Below are 17,363 nucleotides of genomic sequence, written 5' to 3' on the forward strand. Positions count from 1 at the left end.
AAGAAAAATATGATAATATATTTATATAAAAGTTTAAATTTACGTGGCTAGTGGGGGAACCAATATGAAAATGAATGAAATAGTAGCAAGTACACAATTTCCAAATACAATCGAAACAATAACAAAAGATTTAAAAGCATTAGGAGTCGAAAAAGGAATGACAATTATCGTTCATTCATCACTAAGTTCTATCGGGTGGATATCTGGTGGTGCCGTTGCTGTAGTAGAAGCATTAATGAAAGTTGTTACGGAAGAAGGAACGATAATAATGCCAACGCAATCTTCGGATTTGTCCGATCCGAAACATTGGTCAAGACCACCTGTACCGGAAGACTGGTGGCAAATTATCCGAGATAACGTCCCAGCATTTGATTCACGTATAACCCCAACAAGGGGAATGGGTGAAATAGTTGAATGTTTTCGTACATATCCGAATGTAGTACGTAGTAATCATCCGTTAGGAAGTTTTGCTGCATGGGGAAAACATGCAGTAGAAATAACAATGAACCATTCGTTATCAATGAGCTTTGGAGAAGAATCTCCATTAAGAAAAATATATGATTTAGACGGGTACGTATTATTAATTGGTGTTGGATATGATTCCAATACGTCTGTTCATTTATCCGAGGTGCGTTCTGGTGCATGTGAGTTAATACAAGTAGGAGCACCTATTATAGAAAACGGTGAAAGAGTGTGGAAAGAGTTTGTTGAAATGGATTACGAATCTGAGAAGTTTGTAGAAATTGGTGTGGAGTTTGAGCGAAAAGGAACTGTAAAAAATGGGAAGATAGGGAATGCAACGTGTCGTCTAATGAAACAGCGTGATATAGTTGACTTTGGAACAGAATGGTTTCGTAAGAAAAATTAGTAAGGGATGGTTACAATGAAGGGGAAAAAGGTATTAATTACGAGCGGTGGTTGTCTAGAAAAATGGGATCAAGTACGCGGGCATACGAATATGGCCAAAGGTACAATCGGAAGGATAATCGCAGAAGAACTTCTAGCTAAAGGGGCACATGTTATATATTTACACGGTTATTTTGCGGAGAAACCGAGTGATGTACATAGAGGGTTAGAATTACATCCATTTGAAGGAATCGTTGATTTACAAGATAAAATGAAAAGTATCATATCACATGAAAAGGTTGATGCAGTCATTATGGCAGCGGCTGGATCAGATTGGATTGTAGAGAAAATTTGTGATCAAGATGGTAATGTTCTTAATATGAACGGAAAAATTTCAAGTGATATAGCACCGATTATTCACTTTCAAAAGGCTCCAAAGGTATTAAAACAAATAAAAGAATGGGACCCAGAAACAGTACTTGTTGGTTTTAAACTTGAAAGTGATTTAAATGAAGAAGAACTGTTTGAAAGAGCAAAAAATAGAATGAAAGAAGCAAGGGCGAATGTAATGATTGCGAATTCACCACATTCTTTATATTCGCGCGGGGCTGTGCATTATGTAATTGGACAGGATGGTAAAGGGAAGTTGTGTAATGGGAAAGATGAAACAGCGAAAGAAATTGTCAAAAGCTTAGAGGTATTATGTAATCGTGTCACTGCTTTTTAAAATTAAGTTTTTAGATGAGAATGAATCCGCATAGTAATAAGTAAGCGAAACTTTAATTGGTGGGAATTTTACTTTTACACGAATGTGAAGCGTATACCAATCAAGAGCTATACACAGAATAATTGGTGAGGAGTGGATTCTATGGAACATTTATTAAAGCAAGCTATTAAACTTAGAAATGAAAAGAAATATGCGCAGTCTAAAGAGATGCTTATAGGATTAACAAACTTTACAAAGGATGCAGAAGTACTGTATCAGTGTGCGTGGATACATGATGTAATGGGGCTAGAAACAGAAGCAGTTCCGTATTATGAGCAGGCAATCGCAAATGGACTTGATGGCGAATCGCTTTGCGGTGCTTATATTGGTTTAGGAAGTACATATCGTTGTATAGGGGAATATGAAAAGGCAATTACAGTATTAGAAGCTGGGGTGAAAAAATTTCCAGAGAACGCTCCGATGAAAGTATTTTTATCATTAGCAAAATATAACGTAAACGATCACGAATCAGCGATGAAATTATTACTTGAAACTGTCGTGAAAGTAGAGGAAGTAAAAGAATTTGAACGTGCCATTTCATTTTATAAAGACCATTTAAATGAGGTTTTTAAATAAAGGAGTGAACGTATGAAGGTTACACTATCACGAAGGCGAAAAGGTATTTGGATTGGACTCGTCTCTTTAATTATGCTATCAAACTATTTATTGTATGCCCTTCCAATTGTACCAGTTGCGCCGAAAGAAGTTGTGCTTGGGTCATTATTAGATTGCTTGTTTGTCATTCCAATCATCACATATTTCTTCATTATTCGAAAAAGATACTCGTTAACATATATAGTTCCTGTTGTAATAGCTGGTTATATTTTTGCAAGATTTATTATTCCAAGTGATTATTTACAAGCTTTTTCATTCATCTCTTATATTATTGTTGCGGCTGAAATTGCATTTGTAGGTCTAGAATTATTCCTTCTCTATAAAATTGTTAGAGTGCTTCCTAAAATAATAAAAAAATATAAAGAATATAGAAGAGAAAATTATTCCTTTTCTTATGCAATTGATGCAGCGTTTGACGCTACTATGAAAAGAGGTAAGTTAATAGATGTCATTCTAACAGAGTGTAAGTTAATCTATTATGCGTTTTTATCGTGGCGTGAAAAAGTACCAACAGGTAAATCTGTATACTCATATCATAAAAAGACTGGTGCTATAGGTGTGTATATCATGATTATTCACGCAACAGCAATTGAAAGCATTGGTTTTCATTATTTACTACATCAGTGGAATCCAGTAATAGCATGGATTTTACTTATTTTAAATGTATACGCGATGATTTATTTTATAGCTGAAATACAAGCGATGCGCAAAAATCCACTTGTCGTAACAGAAGAACAAGTAATCATTCAAATCGGATTAGGAAAGAAAATTGTTATGCCATTTACACAAATTGATAATATTGCGTTCTACAAGGGTGAATTGCTAACGGCAAAAGAAGGGAAGCAGGTATTGGATGCAACTGTTATGGAGTTCATAAAAGAACCTGCTACTTTTGAAATAACATTAAAAGAGCCAGTGAAAGCGCAGTTGTTATACGGCTTTTCTAAAACAGTAAGTCGTGTTTACTTAAATGTTGATGAAGAACGAAAATTTTATGATGCGGTTAAGGAAAAGTTAAAACATGAGTAATAGTACTGTTAGTTGCATGAAAACAAATGAGTTTCCGTTAGAAGTGAAAAAATATGAAACATGGATAGTGAAAAACTCTTTCTAAATAAGAAGGAGTTTTTATTATGTACTTGTATAAATCATTATATAAAAAACTATACACTTCTTTATCACTACATAAATAGATATAATTGAGGATAGAACTAGCATAAGGGGAAACAAAATAATGAATAAGTTACTTACATCGAAAATTGAAATTATAGAAAGAAAAATCCGGTATAACTCAACAATAGTAGATCACAATTGCTTATTACTTGAAAGCAATCACAAAGTATCGTTTTATTTCACGAGGTGCAGTATTCATTTACAATGACTGCAAATGATACTAAGTTAACAATCCCAAAAGGGAGTTATACAATCGCATATTACTGGAGAGATCGTCCGTACAATTTATACGTATGGAGAGATATAAAAGGAAAGTATTTAGGTTCCTATTTTAATATCGTAAAAAACACACAAATAAAAGATGAAGTGGTTTCCTTTGAAGATTTAATCATCGATATTATGGTACTTCCAAATGGAGAATATTTCATATTGGATGAGGATGAATTACCAGAACCATTAGGAAATTTCGAAGGTGGTTATGTGAAGAAAGCTCTTTATGAATTAAAAGAAATCATTCAAAAAGAGCTTCCACCAATAGTTTTGGAGACAGCCAGGGTGCGGAGGAAATAAAATTTAATTACATAAATATTTTGAATGGAAATGAGTAGTCTCAAGTTATATGATCTAACTTTTTTGATCAATCTAAGGTTAGTAGCATATCTCTTGAGATTACTCTTTTTTTGTAGAAATTTCGTCGCTTAGTTATTAAATCGATTTTAAATTTATGAAATAATATTGACTGAATCAAGTTCAGTCGTTTATGATTGAATCAGATTCAGTCGTGGTGAAAACATTGTAGGAGATGACGTATGAAAAGAATATCAAAAGAACCAGATGTAAGACGCCAAGAGTTAATGGATATTGGTTTTGAACTATATATGAAAAATGGTATGAAAGGATTTGGCATAAAAGATGTTGTGAATCATGCAGGTGTAGCAACGGGCTTATTTTATTATTACTTCAAGTCTAAAGAGAATTTTGTTGATGAATTTTTAAATGACTGTATTGTGAAAAATATGGAGTTAATTGAAGAAATACTTGTTTCAAATGAACGGTCTGTCATGCAAAAGATGAAAGATTCACTAGATATATTTTGGACATTTATTGAAAAGTTAGCACCCTATAAAAATGTGAGTTCGTTTCAGACGGAACAACATTTTCAACTGGAACAGAAATTATTCGCACGTATGCAACCGTTAATTAGACAAGTAATTGAAGAGGGAGTGAAAACAGGGATTTTTTATACTGATAACTCATTATTAGCTTCTGGGTTTATTTTATACGGTCTTAGCAGTATTGCTCATTCAGAAGTAAAGTTGAATCTAGATACAAAACAAGAAATGGTTAATTTAGTATTAACTACACTACGATACAATCAAAAGGAAGGAGAGAGTATATGAAGATTATTATCGATGGAAATAATATCTCACAAGAGCAACTTATAAAATGGAAAAGAGAACGGATAAAAAAAGTATTATATATATTAGGACATAAAGAGTCTGAAATAAATGATACAGACGTCATGATAAAACAGCTAACGGAAATAAAGTTGCGATATACATACAATGAAATGTACGAAAAGTTGAAATCAAAACTTAGATTAAGTGCAATAGGTATGCGTATCTGTACTCTTTTATCTGGCGATAGACGAAAATTTTCAAAAACTAGTATTTATTTAGACGGGATTACAGCAGAAGAAGCCATACATGGAATTGATAGTTTGATGCTTGAACAATCACGTGAAAATAACAAAGTGAATTTATCTGCTTGTCCTGATCACTATGTACTAAGGCCCTTTGGGGAAAATGAATTAGAGGTTATCGAAACTACTGGTAATTCTCCGTTTCCAGTACAATTTTTCATTGTTTTTGGTGACGAAACTGGATTGAAAACACCAAGAGATAAATCTTATCAATATCAATCAACAGGTGTTGCACGTATGAAAGATGGTACTACTATTGGTGGAGTTCGACATCAATTTAAAGATACTGATACAGGGATAGAAGTAAGTCTAGTTGTTGAGTTCCCAGCCCTTTGTCCTAATAGTCTAATTAAATCCCATCAAATGCATTTAGCGTGTGAGTTTTCTTATTGGTTACAGTGGATTAAAGATCAGAAAAAATAGTAAGTAAACGATATCGTTAAAATAAACAAAAGTAAAATGTTCAAACAAATCATATGTATGTTTTAATAAAACCTAGTTGACTTATCGGAAATATTTGTATAATATATACTTAATTCCATAACGTATTGCTGATTGGAGAAACCAAAGGTATTTTATCAACAGATAAAATGCCTTTGGTTTTTTTATTGCACAAATACTGAATCTGTTCATTTATATGAATCATTTTAAGGGGGGGAAGAAATGACTGTTTCAATTGATGGGGTATCAAAATATTTTTTGAAACAAACTGGTACGGTTCAAGTGCTAGAGAATATTAATTTTCAATTAGAGGAAGGGGATTTTGTTACAGTAATTGGTCCGAGTGGGTGCGGAAAAAGTACATTACTAAAAATTGTTGCAGGTCTAGATAATGATTTTGAAGGTGAAGTTGTTATTGACGGGGAGCCTATCTTAAAAACGAGCAAGAAACAAGGTTTTATTTTTCAAGAACATAGGCTTTTTCCATGGTTAACAGTTGAAGAAAATATAGCGGCAGATTTGTCGTTAAAAGATAAGTATGTGAAAGATAAGGTGAGAGAATGGGTTGAAATCGTTCGGTTAGATGGCTTTGAAAAATCGTATCCGAAAGAAATTTCAGGCGGGATGTCACAACGTGTTGCGATAGCGAGAGCGTTATTAAGAGATCCAAATGTATTATTACTTGATGAACCTTTTGGAGCGCTGGATGCTTTTACTCGAAGTCATTTACAAGAAGTATTGCTAAATATTTGGGAGCAGAAGAAAACAACAATGATATTCGTTACACATGATATAGACGAAGCGATATATCTTTCAAACCGAATCATCATTATGAGTGCAAAACCAGGGAAAATACATAAAGTGATTGAAAATAATTTGCCTTATCCGCGAAATAAAACTTCTCAATCGTTCCAACAACTTCGAACGAAAGTATTACAGCAGTTTGAATATGGAGGGTTGATTCAAACAAGTATATAGGAAAAGGGTGATTTTATATGTATAAAAAATTTAAAATTCTTTCTTTTGCTTTAGCTATATCAGTATGTTTATTAGGATGTGAAAAAAGTACAGCAAGTAGTAAGAAAGAAGATGTAACAATACAAATTGGTATACAGCAAGGGTTAAGCCCGCTATTACTAGCAAAGAAAAAGGGGTGGTTTGAAGAGGAGTTTAAAAAAGAAGGAGTTAAAGTGAAATGGACAGAGTTCCAAAGTGGACCTCCTTATTTTGAAGCAATCGCATCAAACCGATTAGACTTTGGTGAAGTAGGGAATTCTCCAGTCATTTCAGCGCAAGCAGCAGGTATTGGATTTACCGAAATCGCCAATACAAGTTATGCGAGAAAAGGAACTGGAATTCTCGTTCAAAAAGATAGCAAGATTGCGAGTGTAAAAGAGTTAAAAGGTAAAAAAATTGCAGTAGCAAAAGGAAGTAGTGCCTTTAATTTATTGTATCGAGCACTTGATAAAGAAGGGATTGATGCAAAAGAGGTAAATGTCATTCAATTACAACCAGATGAAGCGCAGCCTGCATTTGAATCAGGATCAGTAGATGCATGGGCGATTTGGGACCCTTTCATATCATTACATACGTTAAATAAAGGTGCGAAGGTGATTGCAGACGGTGAAACATTAAATGTCTCTTCACCAGAATTTTTAATTACGAGAACAAAATTTGCGAAAGAACATCCAGAATTAGTTGAGAAATTCCTCAAAGTTTATGAGAAAGCATGTGTATGGCAAGATGCTAACTTAGATGAAGCAATAAAAGTATATACTTCTGTAAAAAAGATAGATGCGGAGATCGTAAAAGAAGTGTTTAATCACGACAAACCAATTTTAGTTCCGGTAACGAAGGAAATAATAGCAGAACAACAAAAGACAGCGGATTTTCAATATAAGCTCGGTTCTATAAAGAAAGAAATTAAGGCGGAAAAAGTTGTAGATAATTCTTTCGTAGAAAAAGCATTGAAAGCGAAGTGAAAAGAGGTTTTGTAAAGTGGAAAATACGAAAGCTGTTATGAAACCAGCGAGTATAACGATTGAGAAAAACAGAGTTAAGAATGTGCGAAAGTTAAATGTAAAAGTTTTAGTAAGGGCGATTACTATACCGGTTATTATATTAATAATTTGGCAGCTAGCTGGCGTATTCGGTCTTGTTTCTAAAACAGTTTTACCAACACCATTAGATATTTTTTTAGCTTTCCAAGAGCTTATTAAAACAGGAGAGTTATTCGGCCATTTAAGTATTAGTGTATTCAGGGCTGCGGCTGGTTTCTTTATTGGTGGGGGCTTAGGAATCATTTTAGGAACGATTGTTGGATTTTCAACGAGAAGTGAGCAATATTTAGATCCATCTGTGCAAATGTTAAGAACTGTACCTCATCTAGCTGTTGCGCCACTTTTCGTATTATGGTTCGGTTTTGGTGAAACATCGAAAGTGTTATTAATTGCAGATGGTGCATTTTTTCCTTTATACGTAAACGCATTTTTAGGTATTAGAGGTGTGGATTCAAAGTTATTTGATGTTGCGAGAGTGTTAGAGTTTAGCAAAAGAAAACTAATTACGAAACTCATTTTACCATCTGCATTGCCTAACCTTTTACTAGGAGCAAGGTTATCGTTAGGTGTTGCATGGGTGAGTTTAGTAGTAGCAGAACTTATGGGATCTACAGAAGGTATTGGTTATATGATTATGGATGCAAGGCAATTTTCAAATACAGATATTGTATTTGTCGGCATAATTATCTTTGCATTTGTTGGGAAGTTTTCTGACTCTCTAGTACGTTTACTAGAAGCGAAGTTTTTAAGATGGCGAGATAATTTTAAAGGTGAGACTGGGAATTAACATATAAATTATTAGGGGTAATTTATATAGAATGTGTTAGTATACGATTCAAAATAAATAAGGGGTGTGTAAAGGCATGGAATTATTATGGTTTATTCCGGCTTATGGAGATGGTCGATATTTAGGAACGACAAAACGAGGAAGAGCAGCTGAATATGGTTATTATAAGCAAGTTGCTGCGGCAGCTGATTATTTAGGATATACGGGTGTTTTACTTCCAACTGGTCAAGGATGTGAAGACCCTTGGGTGTTAGCTTCAGCTCTTGCTGCTGAAACAGAAAAACTAAAATTTTTAGTAGCAGTAAGACCAGGACTAATGTCCCCTACAGTTGCAGCGAGGATGGCATCTACATTTGATAGAATTTCAGATGGGAGACTGCTTATTAATGTAGTAGCTGGAGGAGATCCAGTTGAACTACAAGGAGATGGATTATATCTTGATCATGATGAAAGGTATGAAGCAGCGGATGAATTTTTAAAAGTTTGGAAATCGACATTGCAAGGTGAAACGATCTCTTTAGAAGGAAAACATATTCAAGTTACAGATAGTAAAGTTGTATTCCCACCAGTTCAAACGCCATATCCTCCTATATATTTCGGAGGATCATCAGCTGTTGGAAAAGAAGTAGCAGCTGAACATAGTGATGTATATTTAACGTGGGGAGAGCCGCCAGAGCAAGTAAAAGAAAAAGTAGAAGAAGTAAGAAAACTTGCAGAAGAGAAGGGGCGTACAGTCCGATTTGGCATTAGATTACACGTAATTGTAAGAGAGACAGAAGAAGAAGCATGGGAAGAGGCCGAACGTTTAATTCAATATGTGGATAATGAAACAATTGAGCTTGCTCAAAAGACATTTGCAAGATATGATTCGGTTGGTCAAAAACGGATGACACATTTAAATAAAGGTACGAGAGAGTCGTTAGAGATAAGCCCTAATTTATGGGCTGGAATCGGACTTGTAAGAGGTGGGGCAGGTACTGCACTTGTAGGCGATCCGCATACAGTAGCAGAAAGGATAAAAGAATATGAATCGTTAGGAATTGATACGTTTGTTTTATCAGGATATCCGCATTTAGAAGAAGCGTATGAAGTGGCAGAATTGTTATTCCCATTATTGAAAGACAAGAAGAAAGAAGAAAATAAAATTGTTGGTGAAATGATTGCTGATGCATATGCATATGCATTAAAAAAATAGTGAGAAATAAAGTTTCACTTATTTATTGCTTCATTTTGTTTACTGCCTGTTAATAGGGTATAAAAAATCCGCAAGTTATTCGCTTGCGGGTTTTCATCGTAAATTATTAGAAAATATGGTAAAATCAAAGGGTAACTTAAGGTGCGGTTGGTTGTTCAATTATCACTTCTCCGAGTAGGAGGGGGGTGATAATACGTGAGTGAAATAGCGTTGCTACTGCAGGGTGGACTGTTTCTCGTTGCATTGTTAACGTTCGTCGTCGTTTTAATAGACAAGCTCAAAAAATAACAACCCACCTATGCCTATAGAATGTGGGTTGTTTTGTTTGTAAGAAACAAATAGGATAAATGAACAATCCAATCTGCTAAGTTACGTGGACTAGTGTGTAGCCGCACACTAGTCTTTTTTATTTATATACAATTTATAATTGGTTTATGTGATTGTATTGTTCTTTTCATACTCATTATAACACAGTGTCTTTTCATCAAGAAAGGAGACCGTATGTTCTGGTATCTATTATATAGTAGGTGCTTTTTCTTTGAACAGCCCATCCATATACTGTTTTAAACTTTGGACATAAAATTTCTGTGTATTCACATTATTTACACCGACAATGGGTGATGGAAGGTCAAATCTTTTTTCTGATAAATGAACGACAACATCAAAGATGTCAAACAAGCGAATGAAGCAAAACAGACCGTCTTTATCGCTAAGTAAAATAAAGTAATGATTTTCACTACTTGTATTTAGCGTATTCCATAAAGAACTTTTGCTTAAATCACGTACAATGCTTTTTTCTTTTAGTTCCACGAAATCTGCATTTGAGAGAATGGTAGAAATATCAATTGCATCTTGATCTTCAAAGTAGCCATCAACTGCTTGTACAGCGAATGTATAAGCCATTTTTAATATACTCATTTTATATTTACGGTTATCTAATAGTAATTCACGTTGAATAGAACTCGCTACTTTCGTTACACGTTCCTCTTTCCAAATTTCATTATGTAAGGAAATATCGTGCTTTTTACATAGTTTCATAATTAATGCATTAGAATAAAGAATTTCGTCGCTTACTTCGACAACATCAGTCTCAGCAGCCGCAAGTTCCTCACCGTGCTCATTCGTATAGAGTGGGGAATCAATTTGTCTTTTCATTTGTTCAATCTTAAATTGACTCAATTTATGCCTAATTAAAGGACGATCAATATTTGTTGTCATTTGTTCATGACAAGTATCACAAATTGAGTTTGTGAAATAATATCCACATAATATTTCTGGAATGACATATTGTTCACTAAGTTCTTTCGTATCTTTTCTGCAAATGATGCATTGTGTCATTTTTATCACCTTTACCTGCAAATTTGTATGTAATCTCATTGTAGTGTATTTATTGGTATTTTGGAATATTGTAAAGGAAAATATTATGTGAAATTCATACTTATTTTGGTACAATGAAGAGAAGTGCTAGTTTAAAGGAGGCCATTTTTTTGAAATCAAAAGTGCACTTTTGGACATTAGAAGTGCTAATGGTTGTAGGAATCATATTTATTTGCACAAAAATATCATTTTTATTTCAACCGATTGGTATCTTCATATCAACATTATTTTTCCCAATCTTAATCGCGCTTTTTTTATACTTCATATTTAATCCTGTATTAATCTTTTTGGAGAATAAAAAAGTACCTAGAAATTTAGCGATATTGCTGTTATATCTTTTTATCATAACATTAACTGCGGTTGGCGTTGGAGTAGTTGTTCCTACGATTTCACAACAGCTAATGGACTTAGTAAAAAATATGCCAGGCTACATAAAAGAGGGAAAAGTATACATACAAGAATTATCACATCATAGGTTGTTTGAATGGTTATCTACACAAAACTACGTTTCCATTGAAACAATTGAAAAAAATGCGATTGAATACTTAAAAGATATACCAAATACAATTACGTCGAGTGCAACGGCTTTATTTGGTATTATCACGAACGTTGCATTAGTTGTATTTACTGTACCGTTCATTTTATTTTACATGTTTAAAGATGGACATGCCTTTCCAGGAAAAGCGGTAAGTTTATTACCAGAATCTTACCGTGAAGAGGGGCTTCGTATCATTAAGGAAACGAACGAAACATTATCTGCATATATTCAAGGGCAAGCGCTCGTTTGTATATTTGTAGGTGCGTTTACTTTTATCGGTTATTTAATTATTGATTTACCGTACGCTTTCGTTTTAGGAATTATCGCAGCATTTACAAACATCATTCCTAACTTAGGTCCATTTATCGGGGCAGCACCAGCTGTTATTGTAGGACTGTTCGTATCTCCGATGCAAGCCTTATACGTAATTATTATCGTAACAATTGTACAACAGTTTGAAAGTAATATTATTTCACCACGTATTATGAGCTCGAAATTAAATATTCATCCACTAACAATTATTATTTTAATTTTAGGGGTAGGTAACTTTGCGGGAATTATCGGAATGATTTTAGCAGTACCAGTTTATGCAGTAACAAAAACAGTTGTTTCGAACTTAGTGAGATTGTTTAAGACGAAGAGAAGTAACCGAAAATAGTAAAAACTGAGGAAGATACACCGCTTTTTAAGTGGTGTATCTCTTTTGTTTATAAATAATTAAAAGTGGGTTGATTTGATTTTATTATATATTTTTTATACATCAAATTCAGTGATAAACTTGTGTGGTATAAGCTCTATAAAACTATGTGGAATCCCTCTGAACTATCCAAATCATTTCCTTACAGCGTGCTATCAACATCATAATCGACTCCTTTCAATTCCATATAGTTAAACGATTAAAGGTGAGTGTAGTATTTGCTTCTACGATCTCGAATTTCATTAATAACTTGTTTATATTGTCTTTCTTGTTTTAATTCATTTTGAGATATTGTTTCTTTTTGAATCGTAATCGTTAAAAAGAAAAGGTGAAACTTCATATGTGAATTCCTCCTTTCGAATTGGAATTACAGATGACTACAGTAATGACTTTGTCTTTCTTTTACAGAATTCATAGCCTGATTAATTTGACGTTCATGAAGCATTTCAGACTCAGAAAATTTATTTTTTTGAATGGTAATGGTTAAAAAGAATACTTTAAATTTCATAAAATAATTGCCCCTTTATAAGTGATTTAGAAAAAACGAGTGTAATAAGAAATTACAGGTGACTACAGTAATGACTTTGTCTTTCTTTTACAGAATCCATAGCCTGATTAATTTGTCGCTCATGAAGCATTTCAGACTCGGAAAATTTATTTTTTTGAATGGTAATGGTTAAAAAGAATACTTTAAATTTCATAAAATAATTACCCCTTTATAAGTGATTTAGAAAAGACGAGTGTAATAAGAAGATTGGCGCTCTTTTACTTCGTCCATAATGTTTTGAATGTGTTGTTCACGTAAAATCTCTTTCTGTGAAAGCTTACGTTTTTGAATGGTGATTGTTAAAAAGAATGCTTTAAATTTCATGAATATATTACCCCTTTAAAATATATTTTTAATACATTTGAGTGTAGTATGAACTTTTAATGTCAGTTATTTTATCAGTCAGTTGTTTTAACTGTTGTTTACGATTGATTTCAGTTTCAGATAAAGTATGTTTTTGAAGTACAGTCGTAAAAAAGAAAATATGAAAAGTCATAAATGAATTCCTCCTTTCGAAAAGGAATTACAGGTGATCACAGTAAAGTGCTTGGCGCTCCTTAACATCATTCATAGCTTTTTCAATTTGCTCATTATGAAGAATTTCATCTTTAGAAATTGTATTTCTTTGAATCGTAATACTTAAAAACAATACGCTAATAGTCATTGAATGTTGCTCCTTTCTTAGAAAAATAATGTAAGAGACTAAAAAATCGCGCAAAAAAACCACAGGAAGATACAGTTCTCCTATGGCTGGGCGTGAAAAAGCCACAGGAAAGTATACGACCTCCTGTGGCGAATTTATGAATTAAATGAAATAAAGTACGATTTTCAATTCTCCATTAGGGTGGTCGAATTCATATTTAATTGTCCAGAAAACACAGGTGCAGTTAACGCTAAAGTTAATGCATGTAATTGTAATTTCATCATTTCCTTCGACCTCCTTTTAGAATTTTTTTCTTACGTTAGTAAGTATATACAATTAATGGATAATTGTAAACATAAAAAATGAAAATTTTTAATTTTGATTAAAATGCGTATATTTAAAAAGGGATTTGAAAGTAAATATTGTAATTAACGAAATATCGATAAAAATGGGGGATGCTAAATGAAATATATGCATCATAACATGATCGTTATGCTAACAATTTTTTTATTCATTGCGGCTTGTTCTAACGGAGAAAGAATAAAAGATATATATGATGTTAGGTCAGATGATTTTAAGAAATATACTGGGACATACGTTGGTAATAATTCAGATGTGGTTGCAATTATTAATCATTTACCTGGTGGTGGAACAGTTCAAAGTATAAGTTTAGAAAAGTTTGGCGGGAAAATAATAATCATGCTATATGAAAACTTCTCATTTGAGAAGTTTTTTTATTTTTACAGGTAAGCAAAACAAGTTGTTGAAGGGCAGGCTGTCATAGAATATGATACATATTATAATGAGGAAAAGTTGAGGGGATAAAAATGCGTACAATTTTACTTTTTCTAAACGACATGTTCATTAGCGAAATCGAGGACATTAGGCAAAAACATGATCCTTTATTTGGATTAATTTCACCGCATATTACAATTGTATTCCCATTTGAAAGTTCGATTTCAAATGATGAGCTGAAATTACATATTATAAATGTATCAAAACCGATACAGAATATAGAAATTGAATTTACGAATCAAATTACAAGTGAAAGAGAATATTTGTTTTTACGAGTTGAAAAGGGGAAAGAACAAATAGAGGAACTACATAATATTCTATATACAGGACCTTTATTACAATTTTTGAAAGAAGACATTCCGTACATCCCGCATGTAACAGTCGGAAGAAAAGAAAGTGCCGAATTAGCTGCTGAAGTAGTGAAGGAGATTCCTAGTTTTCATGGGAAGTTAAATTGTGTGATTGATAGAATAAGCGTGGAGCGAATTGGAGAGAACGGGGAATCAATTATTGAATTTGAAGTGCCATTTCTAAAAAGCTGACAAAAGTCAGCTTTTTATTTCGTAGCATGAAGTAATGCACCAATTGCACCGCTATTACCACCATCTTGCAAAAAGATTGGTGTTTTATTTTGATATTCGGTGTAGCTACTAATAATATGTTGAAGTTGTACGTTATTACATAAAGTCGAACCAATATAAATAATATGTTCAATGTTTTTTGTTTCAGCGAATTGAAGGCTTAATGCAGTAACGACTTCACCGACAAGTCCTTGTACAGTAGCTAGTATATCGGAGCTACTATTATTTGATTCTGTAATGGCTGCTTTTCCGAAGTTACTAGCAGTTAAGTTATTATCGATAGGGGAAAGAATACCACCATAAATATCTCCAACCGTAATATCTAGCTCTTTTCTAGATCCTACTTTTGTTAGAGGTATTATATCTTCAAAATGATCTATATTTGTTAACAATTTTGAGAGTCCCATAATAGTCCCACCGCCAACTCCGGTTCCACCAGCGCGAATATATTGTTCATTATAAACATAATGGATAGAAGTACCTGTACCGATATTGGTTAAAATAAAATTGTTTATAGTATGTTGTTCTTCTTTTAATATGAATTGGACACCTGCAAGAGTAGCTTCAAATTCGCTTAGCTCTATTATTTTATATGAACCTGTAAGCAGTTGCTGTAATAGTTTCGATTTACCACCCGTAATACATATTTGTTTTATGCCATTGTTGTTTTTAATCCAATCTATTATTTTATGTTGTTCATGCGAATAAAATTTTTCAAAAGTTAATAGCTTTTTTTTGTTAAAATAAGCTATTTTCGTTAATGTGCCTCCAGCATCGATACCGATAGTACGTTCCATTTTCCTGCTCCTAACTACGTAATATGTTTTCCTATTTACTTAATCGGTTGAGAATAGATATTTCCAACTGATATAAGGAACACTTTAATCTGCTTGATATATTAATAGTTTTTCTATAGTTACAATAGGCTGGTCGTTTACAGTTGCAATACCTTTACCAAGAACAAAACCTCGGCGATTGCGCGTTAGCTCATAATGTAAATCAAGTTTATCACCGGGATATGCTTTTCCGTGGAATTCAACTCCATCTAAAGAGGAGAGGAATCCTAGTCCTTCAGAATCACTTGTATGTACAAATGCACTAAGCTGAGCAAGTGCTTCTACAATTAACATATGAGGCATATGTTTGTGACTATCATTTATAAACCATTCGTTATTTGTAATGAGTTTATATCCTGTAACGAATTCATCTTGTTTTACATTTGTTACTTTATCAATCATTAAAAATGGATAACGATGGGGAAGTGTGTCTTTAATATGCATATGAAAGTACCTCCAATTAATAATACCCCTGCTAAAGTTAAGCAGGGGAGCCGGAATTAATTTTTAACTAATTCATTTACTTTTTCAAGGACGAAAATGCCGCTATTTCTAATGTTTTCAACAACTTGTTGCAACACTTCTTTATCTTGAACGAGTGCAATACGTACGAAGCCTTCTCCGTGAGGTCCAAATGCATGACCAGGTGTAACAACGACATTCGCACGATCCATTAATGCATAAGCGAAGTCTAGAGAAGTCCATCCTTGTGGAATTTCTGCCCAGACAAACATACTACCAGCTGGCTTATCGACATTCCAGCCAAATGTTCGGAATCCATCGACTAAAGTATCTCTCCGTTCTTGATAAATATTGCGGTTTTTCTCACAAAATGCAGCGCCATTTCTTAGTGCTGCAGATGCCGCTTTTTGAATTGGTAAAAATACACCGTAATCGGTATTAGATTTAAATTGAGTAAGTGCACGAACAATTTCTTCGTTTCCAATCATATATCCAATACGGCTACCTGCTAAACTATAACTTTTTGACAAAGAATTGATTTCTACACCAACTTCTTTAGCACCAGGTACAGAGAGGAAGCTAATTGGCTTATTACCATCGAAATAAAATTCAGCATAAGCAAAATCATGGACAACGATAATATTATGCTTTTTCGCGAATGCGATTACTTCTTTAAAGAAATCTTCATGAGCCATTGCTGGAACGGGATTCCCTGGGAAGTTTAAAATCATCATCTTCGCTTGATCGGCAATTTCTTCAGGGATGACTTCTAAGTCTGGTAAGAAACCATTCTCTTTCTTTAAAGGCATATAGTAAGATGTTGCACCAGCCATTTGAATACCTGTTTCATAAGCTGTATATCCTGGATCAGGAACTAATATAATATCACCTGGATTTGCATAAACCATAGGTAAATGAACGAGCCCGTCTTGTGAACCCATTAATAATAAAACTTCTTTATCCGCATTTAATAAAACGTTATGAGTATTGTTGTAATATTCAGTTACAGCTTCGTGAAATTCTTGAATACCTGATAATGTATACCCGTAGCTCTCTTTCTCACTCGCTGTATGTACCATTGTTTCTCTTACAAAATCAGCGGGCGGCATATCAGGATTTCCGATGCTCAAATCAATCATGTTATGACCTGCTGCAATTTTTTCTTTTTTATAGGCTCCTAATTCACTAAATATAGAAGATTGGAATGCTTTCATTCTAGTTGCTAACGTGTAAGTCATCAAAACCCCTCCTAAAACAGTGCTTTCATTCTGCATTTTTAATTATTCTGAAAACACATGTTTA

Annotated in this window: 23 protein-coding genes and 2 pseudogenes; 15 read left to right on the forward strand and 10 right to left on the reverse strand. The window is 33.6% G+C overall.

Annotation, left to right across the window (positions count from 1 at the left end; translation table 11 throughout):
* The first annotated feature begins 64 nt into the window (after positions 1-64).
* The 12 genes and pseudogenes from ACTFRM_RS11040 to ACTFRM_RS11095 all read left to right on the forward strand — a co-directional run bounded on the left by ACTFRM_RS11040 (position 65) and on the right by ACTFRM_RS11095 (position 9,873).
* Positions 65-868 (forward strand): aminoglycoside N(3)-acetyltransferase, encoded by an 804-nt coding sequence (locus ACTFRM_RS11040; protein ID WP_000783346.1) that lies wholly within the window; start codon positions 65-67, stop codon positions 866-868.
* Between the two features lie 15 nt (positions 869-883).
* Complete coding sequence (locus ACTFRM_RS11045; protein ID WP_000676726.1) at positions 884-1,573, forward strand: phosphopantothenoylcysteine decarboxylase domain-containing protein; 690 nt, start codon at positions 884-886, stop codon at positions 1,571-1,573.
* A 141-nt stretch (positions 1,574-1,714) separates the two neighbouring features.
* On the forward strand, positions 1,715-2,188 hold the full coding sequence (locus ACTFRM_RS11050) for a tetratricopeptide repeat protein (protein WP_000400636.1): 474 nt from the start codon (positions 1,715-1,717) through the stop codon (positions 2,186-2,188).
* 12 nt (positions 2,189-2,200) lie between these two features.
* Positions 2,201-3,256 (forward strand): hypothetical protein, encoded by a 1,056-nt coding sequence (locus ACTFRM_RS11055; RefSeq protein ID WP_290101081.1) that lies wholly within the window; start codon positions 2,201-2,203, stop codon positions 3,254-3,256.
* 205 nt (positions 3,257-3,461) lie between these two features.
* Positions 3,462-3,970, forward strand: a pseudogene (locus ACTFRM_RS11060) (DUF402 domain-containing protein).
* Between the two features lie 239 nt (positions 3,971-4,209).
* Positions 4,210-4,800 carry a TetR/AcrR family transcriptional regulator gene (locus tag ACTFRM_RS11065; protein ID WP_440043299.1) on the forward strand — a complete coding sequence of 197 codons (591 nt, stop codon included), beginning with the start codon at positions 4,210-4,212 and terminating at the stop codon, positions 4,798-4,800.
* Entirely contained in the window at positions 4,797-5,525 is a 729-nt protein-coding gene (locus tag ACTFRM_RS11070; RefSeq protein ID WP_000691333.1) for a hypothetical protein, read from the forward strand. Before ACTFRM_RS11065 ends, ACTFRM_RS11070 begins: the two co-directional genes overlap by 4 nt.
* Before the next feature lie 240 nt (positions 5,526-5,765).
* A complete protein-coding gene (locus tag ACTFRM_RS11075; protein ID WP_000218576.1) occupies positions 5,766-6,521 on the forward strand; it encodes an ABC transporter ATP-binding protein in 756 nt (251 codons plus the stop codon).
* 17 nt (positions 6,522-6,538) lie between these two features.
* Complete coding sequence (locus ACTFRM_RS11080) at positions 6,539-7,525, forward strand: aliphatic sulfonate ABC transporter substrate-binding protein (protein WP_088322059.1); 987 nt, start codon at positions 6,539-6,541, stop codon at positions 7,523-7,525.
* Between the two features lie 16 nt (positions 7,526-7,541).
* Positions 7,542-8,390, forward strand: a complete 849-nt coding sequence (locus ACTFRM_RS11085; protein WP_000432128.1) for an ABC transporter permease — start codon at positions 7,542-7,544, stop codon at positions 8,388-8,390.
* A gap of 76 nt (positions 8,391-8,466) precedes the next feature.
* Positions 8,467-9,585, forward strand: a complete 1,119-nt coding sequence (ssuD, locus tag ACTFRM_RS11090) for an FMNH2-dependent alkanesulfonate monooxygenase (RefSeq protein WP_440043300.1) — start codon at positions 8,467-8,469, stop codon at positions 9,583-9,585.
* Positions 9,586-9,780: 195 nt separating this feature from the next.
* A complete protein-coding gene (locus ACTFRM_RS11095; RefSeq protein WP_001289320.1) occupies positions 9,781-9,873 on the forward strand; it encodes a putative holin-like toxin in 93 nt (30 codons plus the stop codon).
* 228 nt (positions 9,874-10,101) lie between these two features.
* Here the strand turns inward: ACTFRM_RS11095 and ACTFRM_RS11100 are convergent, their stop codons facing one another.
* On the reverse strand, positions 10,102-10,923 hold the full coding sequence (locus ACTFRM_RS11100; protein ID WP_000189709.1) for an HNH endonuclease: 822 nt from the start codon (positions 10,921-10,923) through the stop codon (positions 10,102-10,104).
* A gap of 149 nt (positions 10,924-11,072) precedes the next feature.
* Here ACTFRM_RS11100 and ACTFRM_RS11105 point away from each other — a divergent pair, with 149 nt between their 5' ends.
* The gene (locus ACTFRM_RS11105) at positions 11,073-12,158 is read left to right on the forward strand and encodes an AI-2E family transporter (RefSeq protein ID WP_000837892.1); all 1,086 of its coding nucleotides are present in this window, start codon (positions 11,073-11,075) and stop codon (positions 12,156-12,158) included.
* A 238-nt stretch (positions 12,159-12,396) separates the two neighbouring features.
* Here ACTFRM_RS11105 and ACTFRM_RS11110 read toward each other — a convergent pair whose 3' ends face one another.
* The 6 genes from ACTFRM_RS11110 to ACTFRM_RS11135 are packed head-to-tail and all read right to left on the reverse strand — an operon-like array spanning position 12,397 to position 13,408.
* Complete coding sequence (locus tag ACTFRM_RS11110) at positions 12,397-12,537, reverse strand: YrzI family small protein (protein WP_000668498.1); 141 nt, start codon at positions 12,535-12,537, stop codon at positions 12,397-12,399.
* A 27-nt stretch (positions 12,538-12,564) separates the two neighbouring features.
* On the reverse strand, positions 12,565-12,705 hold the full coding sequence (locus tag ACTFRM_RS11115) for a YrzI family small protein (protein WP_000669806.1): 141 nt from the start codon (positions 12,703-12,705) through the stop codon (positions 12,565-12,567).
* A gap of 52 nt (positions 12,706-12,757) precedes the next feature.
* On the reverse strand, positions 12,758-12,898 hold the full coding sequence (locus ACTFRM_RS11120; RefSeq protein WP_000669805.1) for a YrzI family small protein: 141 nt from the start codon (positions 12,896-12,898) through the stop codon (positions 12,758-12,760).
* 26 nt (positions 12,899-12,924) lie between these two features.
* Positions 12,925-13,068, reverse strand: coding sequence for a YrzI family small protein (locus tag ACTFRM_RS11125; protein ID WP_000668963.1), 144 nt, complete (start codon positions 13,066-13,068; stop codon positions 12,925-12,927).
* Positions 13,069-13,096: 28 nt separating this feature from the next.
* On the reverse strand, positions 13,097-13,240 hold the full coding sequence (locus tag ACTFRM_RS11130; protein ID WP_000142712.1) for a YrzI family small protein: 144 nt from the start codon (positions 13,238-13,240) through the stop codon (positions 13,097-13,099).
* Between the two features lie 27 nt (positions 13,241-13,267).
* Positions 13,268-13,408: a YrzI family small protein gene (locus ACTFRM_RS11135; RefSeq protein ID WP_000156193.1), complete on the reverse strand. Its 141-nt coding sequence runs from the start codon at positions 13,406-13,408 to the stop codon at positions 13,268-13,270.
* Positions 13,409-13,849: 441 nt separating this feature from the next.
* On the opposite strand from ACTFRM_RS11135, the pseudogene ACTFRM_RS11140 reads away from it, so the two are divergent.
* Positions 13,850-14,080, forward strand: a pseudogene (locus ACTFRM_RS11140) (DUF4825 domain-containing protein); the annotation flags it as partial.
* A 134-nt stretch (positions 14,081-14,214) separates the two neighbouring features.
* The gene (locus ACTFRM_RS11145) at positions 14,215-14,724 is read left to right on the forward strand and encodes a 2'-5' RNA ligase family protein (RefSeq protein ID WP_088322056.1); all 510 of its coding nucleotides are present in this window, start codon (positions 14,215-14,217) and stop codon (positions 14,722-14,724) included.
* 14 nt (positions 14,725-14,738) lie between these two features.
* Here ACTFRM_RS11145 and coaW read toward each other — a convergent pair whose 3' ends face one another.
* The 3 genes from coaW to ACTFRM_RS11160 form a co-directional block, all read right to left on the reverse strand.
* Positions 14,739-15,560 (reverse strand): type II pantothenate kinase, encoded by an 822-nt coding sequence (coaW, locus tag ACTFRM_RS11150; RefSeq protein WP_000442501.1) that lies wholly within the window; start codon positions 15,558-15,560, stop codon positions 14,739-14,741.
* Between the two features lie 84 nt (positions 15,561-15,644).
* Positions 15,645-16,043, reverse strand: coding sequence for a 3-hydroxyacyl-ACP dehydratase FabZ family protein (locus ACTFRM_RS11155; protein WP_000547649.1), 399 nt, complete (start codon positions 16,041-16,043; stop codon positions 15,645-15,647).
* A 56-nt stretch (positions 16,044-16,099) separates the two neighbouring features.
* Complete coding sequence (locus tag ACTFRM_RS11160) at positions 16,100-17,299, reverse strand: LL-diaminopimelate aminotransferase (RefSeq protein WP_173600637.1); 1,200 nt, start codon at positions 17,297-17,299, stop codon at positions 16,100-16,102.
* Positions 17,300-17,363: the final 64 nt, after the last annotated feature.

The sequence above is a fragment of the Bacillus cereus group sp. MYBK227-1 genome (genome assembly GCF_051916325.1).
GTDB lineage: Bacteria > Bacillota > Bacilli > Bacillales > Bacillaceae_G > Bacillus_A > Bacillus_A cereus.

Bases quoted from the DNA above. Each gene is read 5' to 3' on its own strand.
- ACTFRM_RS11040 (WP_000783346.1), top strand. From the start codon at position 65: ATGAAAATGAATGAAATAGTAGCAAGTACACAATTTCCAAATACAATC.
- ACTFRM_RS11045 (WP_000676726.1), top strand. From the start codon at position 884: ATGAAGGGGAAAAAGGTATTAATTACGAGCGGTGGTTGTCTAGAAAAA.
- ACTFRM_RS11050 (WP_000400636.1), top strand. From the start codon at position 1,715: ATGGAACATTTATTAAAGCAAGCTATTAAACTTAGAAATGAAAAGAAA.
- ACTFRM_RS11055 (WP_290101081.1), top strand. From the start codon at position 2,201: ATGAAGGTTACACTATCACGAAGGCGAAAAGGTATTTGGATTGGACTC.
- ACTFRM_RS11065 (WP_440043299.1), top strand. From the start codon at position 4,210: ATGAAAAGAATATCAAAAGAACCAGATGTAAGACGCCAAGAGTTAATG.
- ACTFRM_RS11070 (WP_000691333.1), top strand. From the start codon at position 4,797: ATGAAGATTATTATCGATGGAAATAATATCTCACAAGAGCAACTTATA.
- ACTFRM_RS11075 (WP_000218576.1), top strand. From the start codon at position 5,766: ATGACTGTTTCAATTGATGGGGTATCAAAATATTTTTTGAAACAAACT.
- ACTFRM_RS11080 (WP_088322059.1), top strand. From the start codon at position 6,539: ATGTATAAAAAATTTAAAATTCTTTCTTTTGCTTTAGCTATATCAGTA.
- ssuD (WP_440043300.1), top strand. From the start codon at position 8,467: ATGGAATTATTATGGTTTATTCCGGCTTATGGAGATGGTCGATATTTA.
- ACTFRM_RS11100 (WP_000189709.1), bottom strand. From the start codon at position 10,923: ATGACACAATGCATCATTTGCAGAAAAGATACGAAAGAACTTAGTGAA.
- ACTFRM_RS11110 (WP_000668498.1), bottom strand. From the start codon at position 12,537: ATGAAGTTTCACCTTTTCTTTTTAACGATTACGATTCAAAAAGAAACA.
- ACTFRM_RS11115 (WP_000669806.1), bottom strand. From the start codon at position 12,705: ATGAAATTTAAAGTATTCTTTTTAACCATTACCATTCAAAAAAATAAA.
- ACTFRM_RS11120 (WP_000669805.1), bottom strand. From the start codon at position 12,898: ATGAAATTTAAAGTATTCTTTTTAACCATTACCATTCAAAAAAATAAA.
- ACTFRM_RS11125 (WP_000668963.1), bottom strand. From the start codon at position 13,068: ATGAAATTTAAAGCATTCTTTTTAACAATCACCATTCAAAAACGTAAG.
- ACTFRM_RS11130 (WP_000142712.1), bottom strand. From the start codon at position 13,240: ATGACTTTTCATATTTTCTTTTTTACGACTGTACTTCAAAAACATACT.
- ACTFRM_RS11135 (WP_000156193.1), bottom strand. From the start codon at position 13,408: ATGACTATTAGCGTATTGTTTTTAAGTATTACGATTCAAAGAAATACA.
- ACTFRM_RS11145 (WP_088322056.1), top strand. From the start codon at position 14,215: ATGCGTACAATTTTACTTTTTCTAAACGACATGTTCATTAGCGAAATC.
- coaW (WP_000442501.1), bottom strand. From the start codon at position 15,560: ATGGAACGTACTATCGGTATCGATGCTGGAGGCACATTAACGAAAATA.
- ACTFRM_RS11155 (WP_000547649.1), bottom strand. From the start codon at position 16,043: ATGCATATTAAAGACACACTTCCCCATCGTTATCCATTTTTAATGATT.
- ACTFRM_RS11160 (WP_173600637.1), bottom strand. From the start codon at position 17,299: ATGACTTACACGTTAGCAACTAGAATGAAAGCATTCCAATCTTCTATA.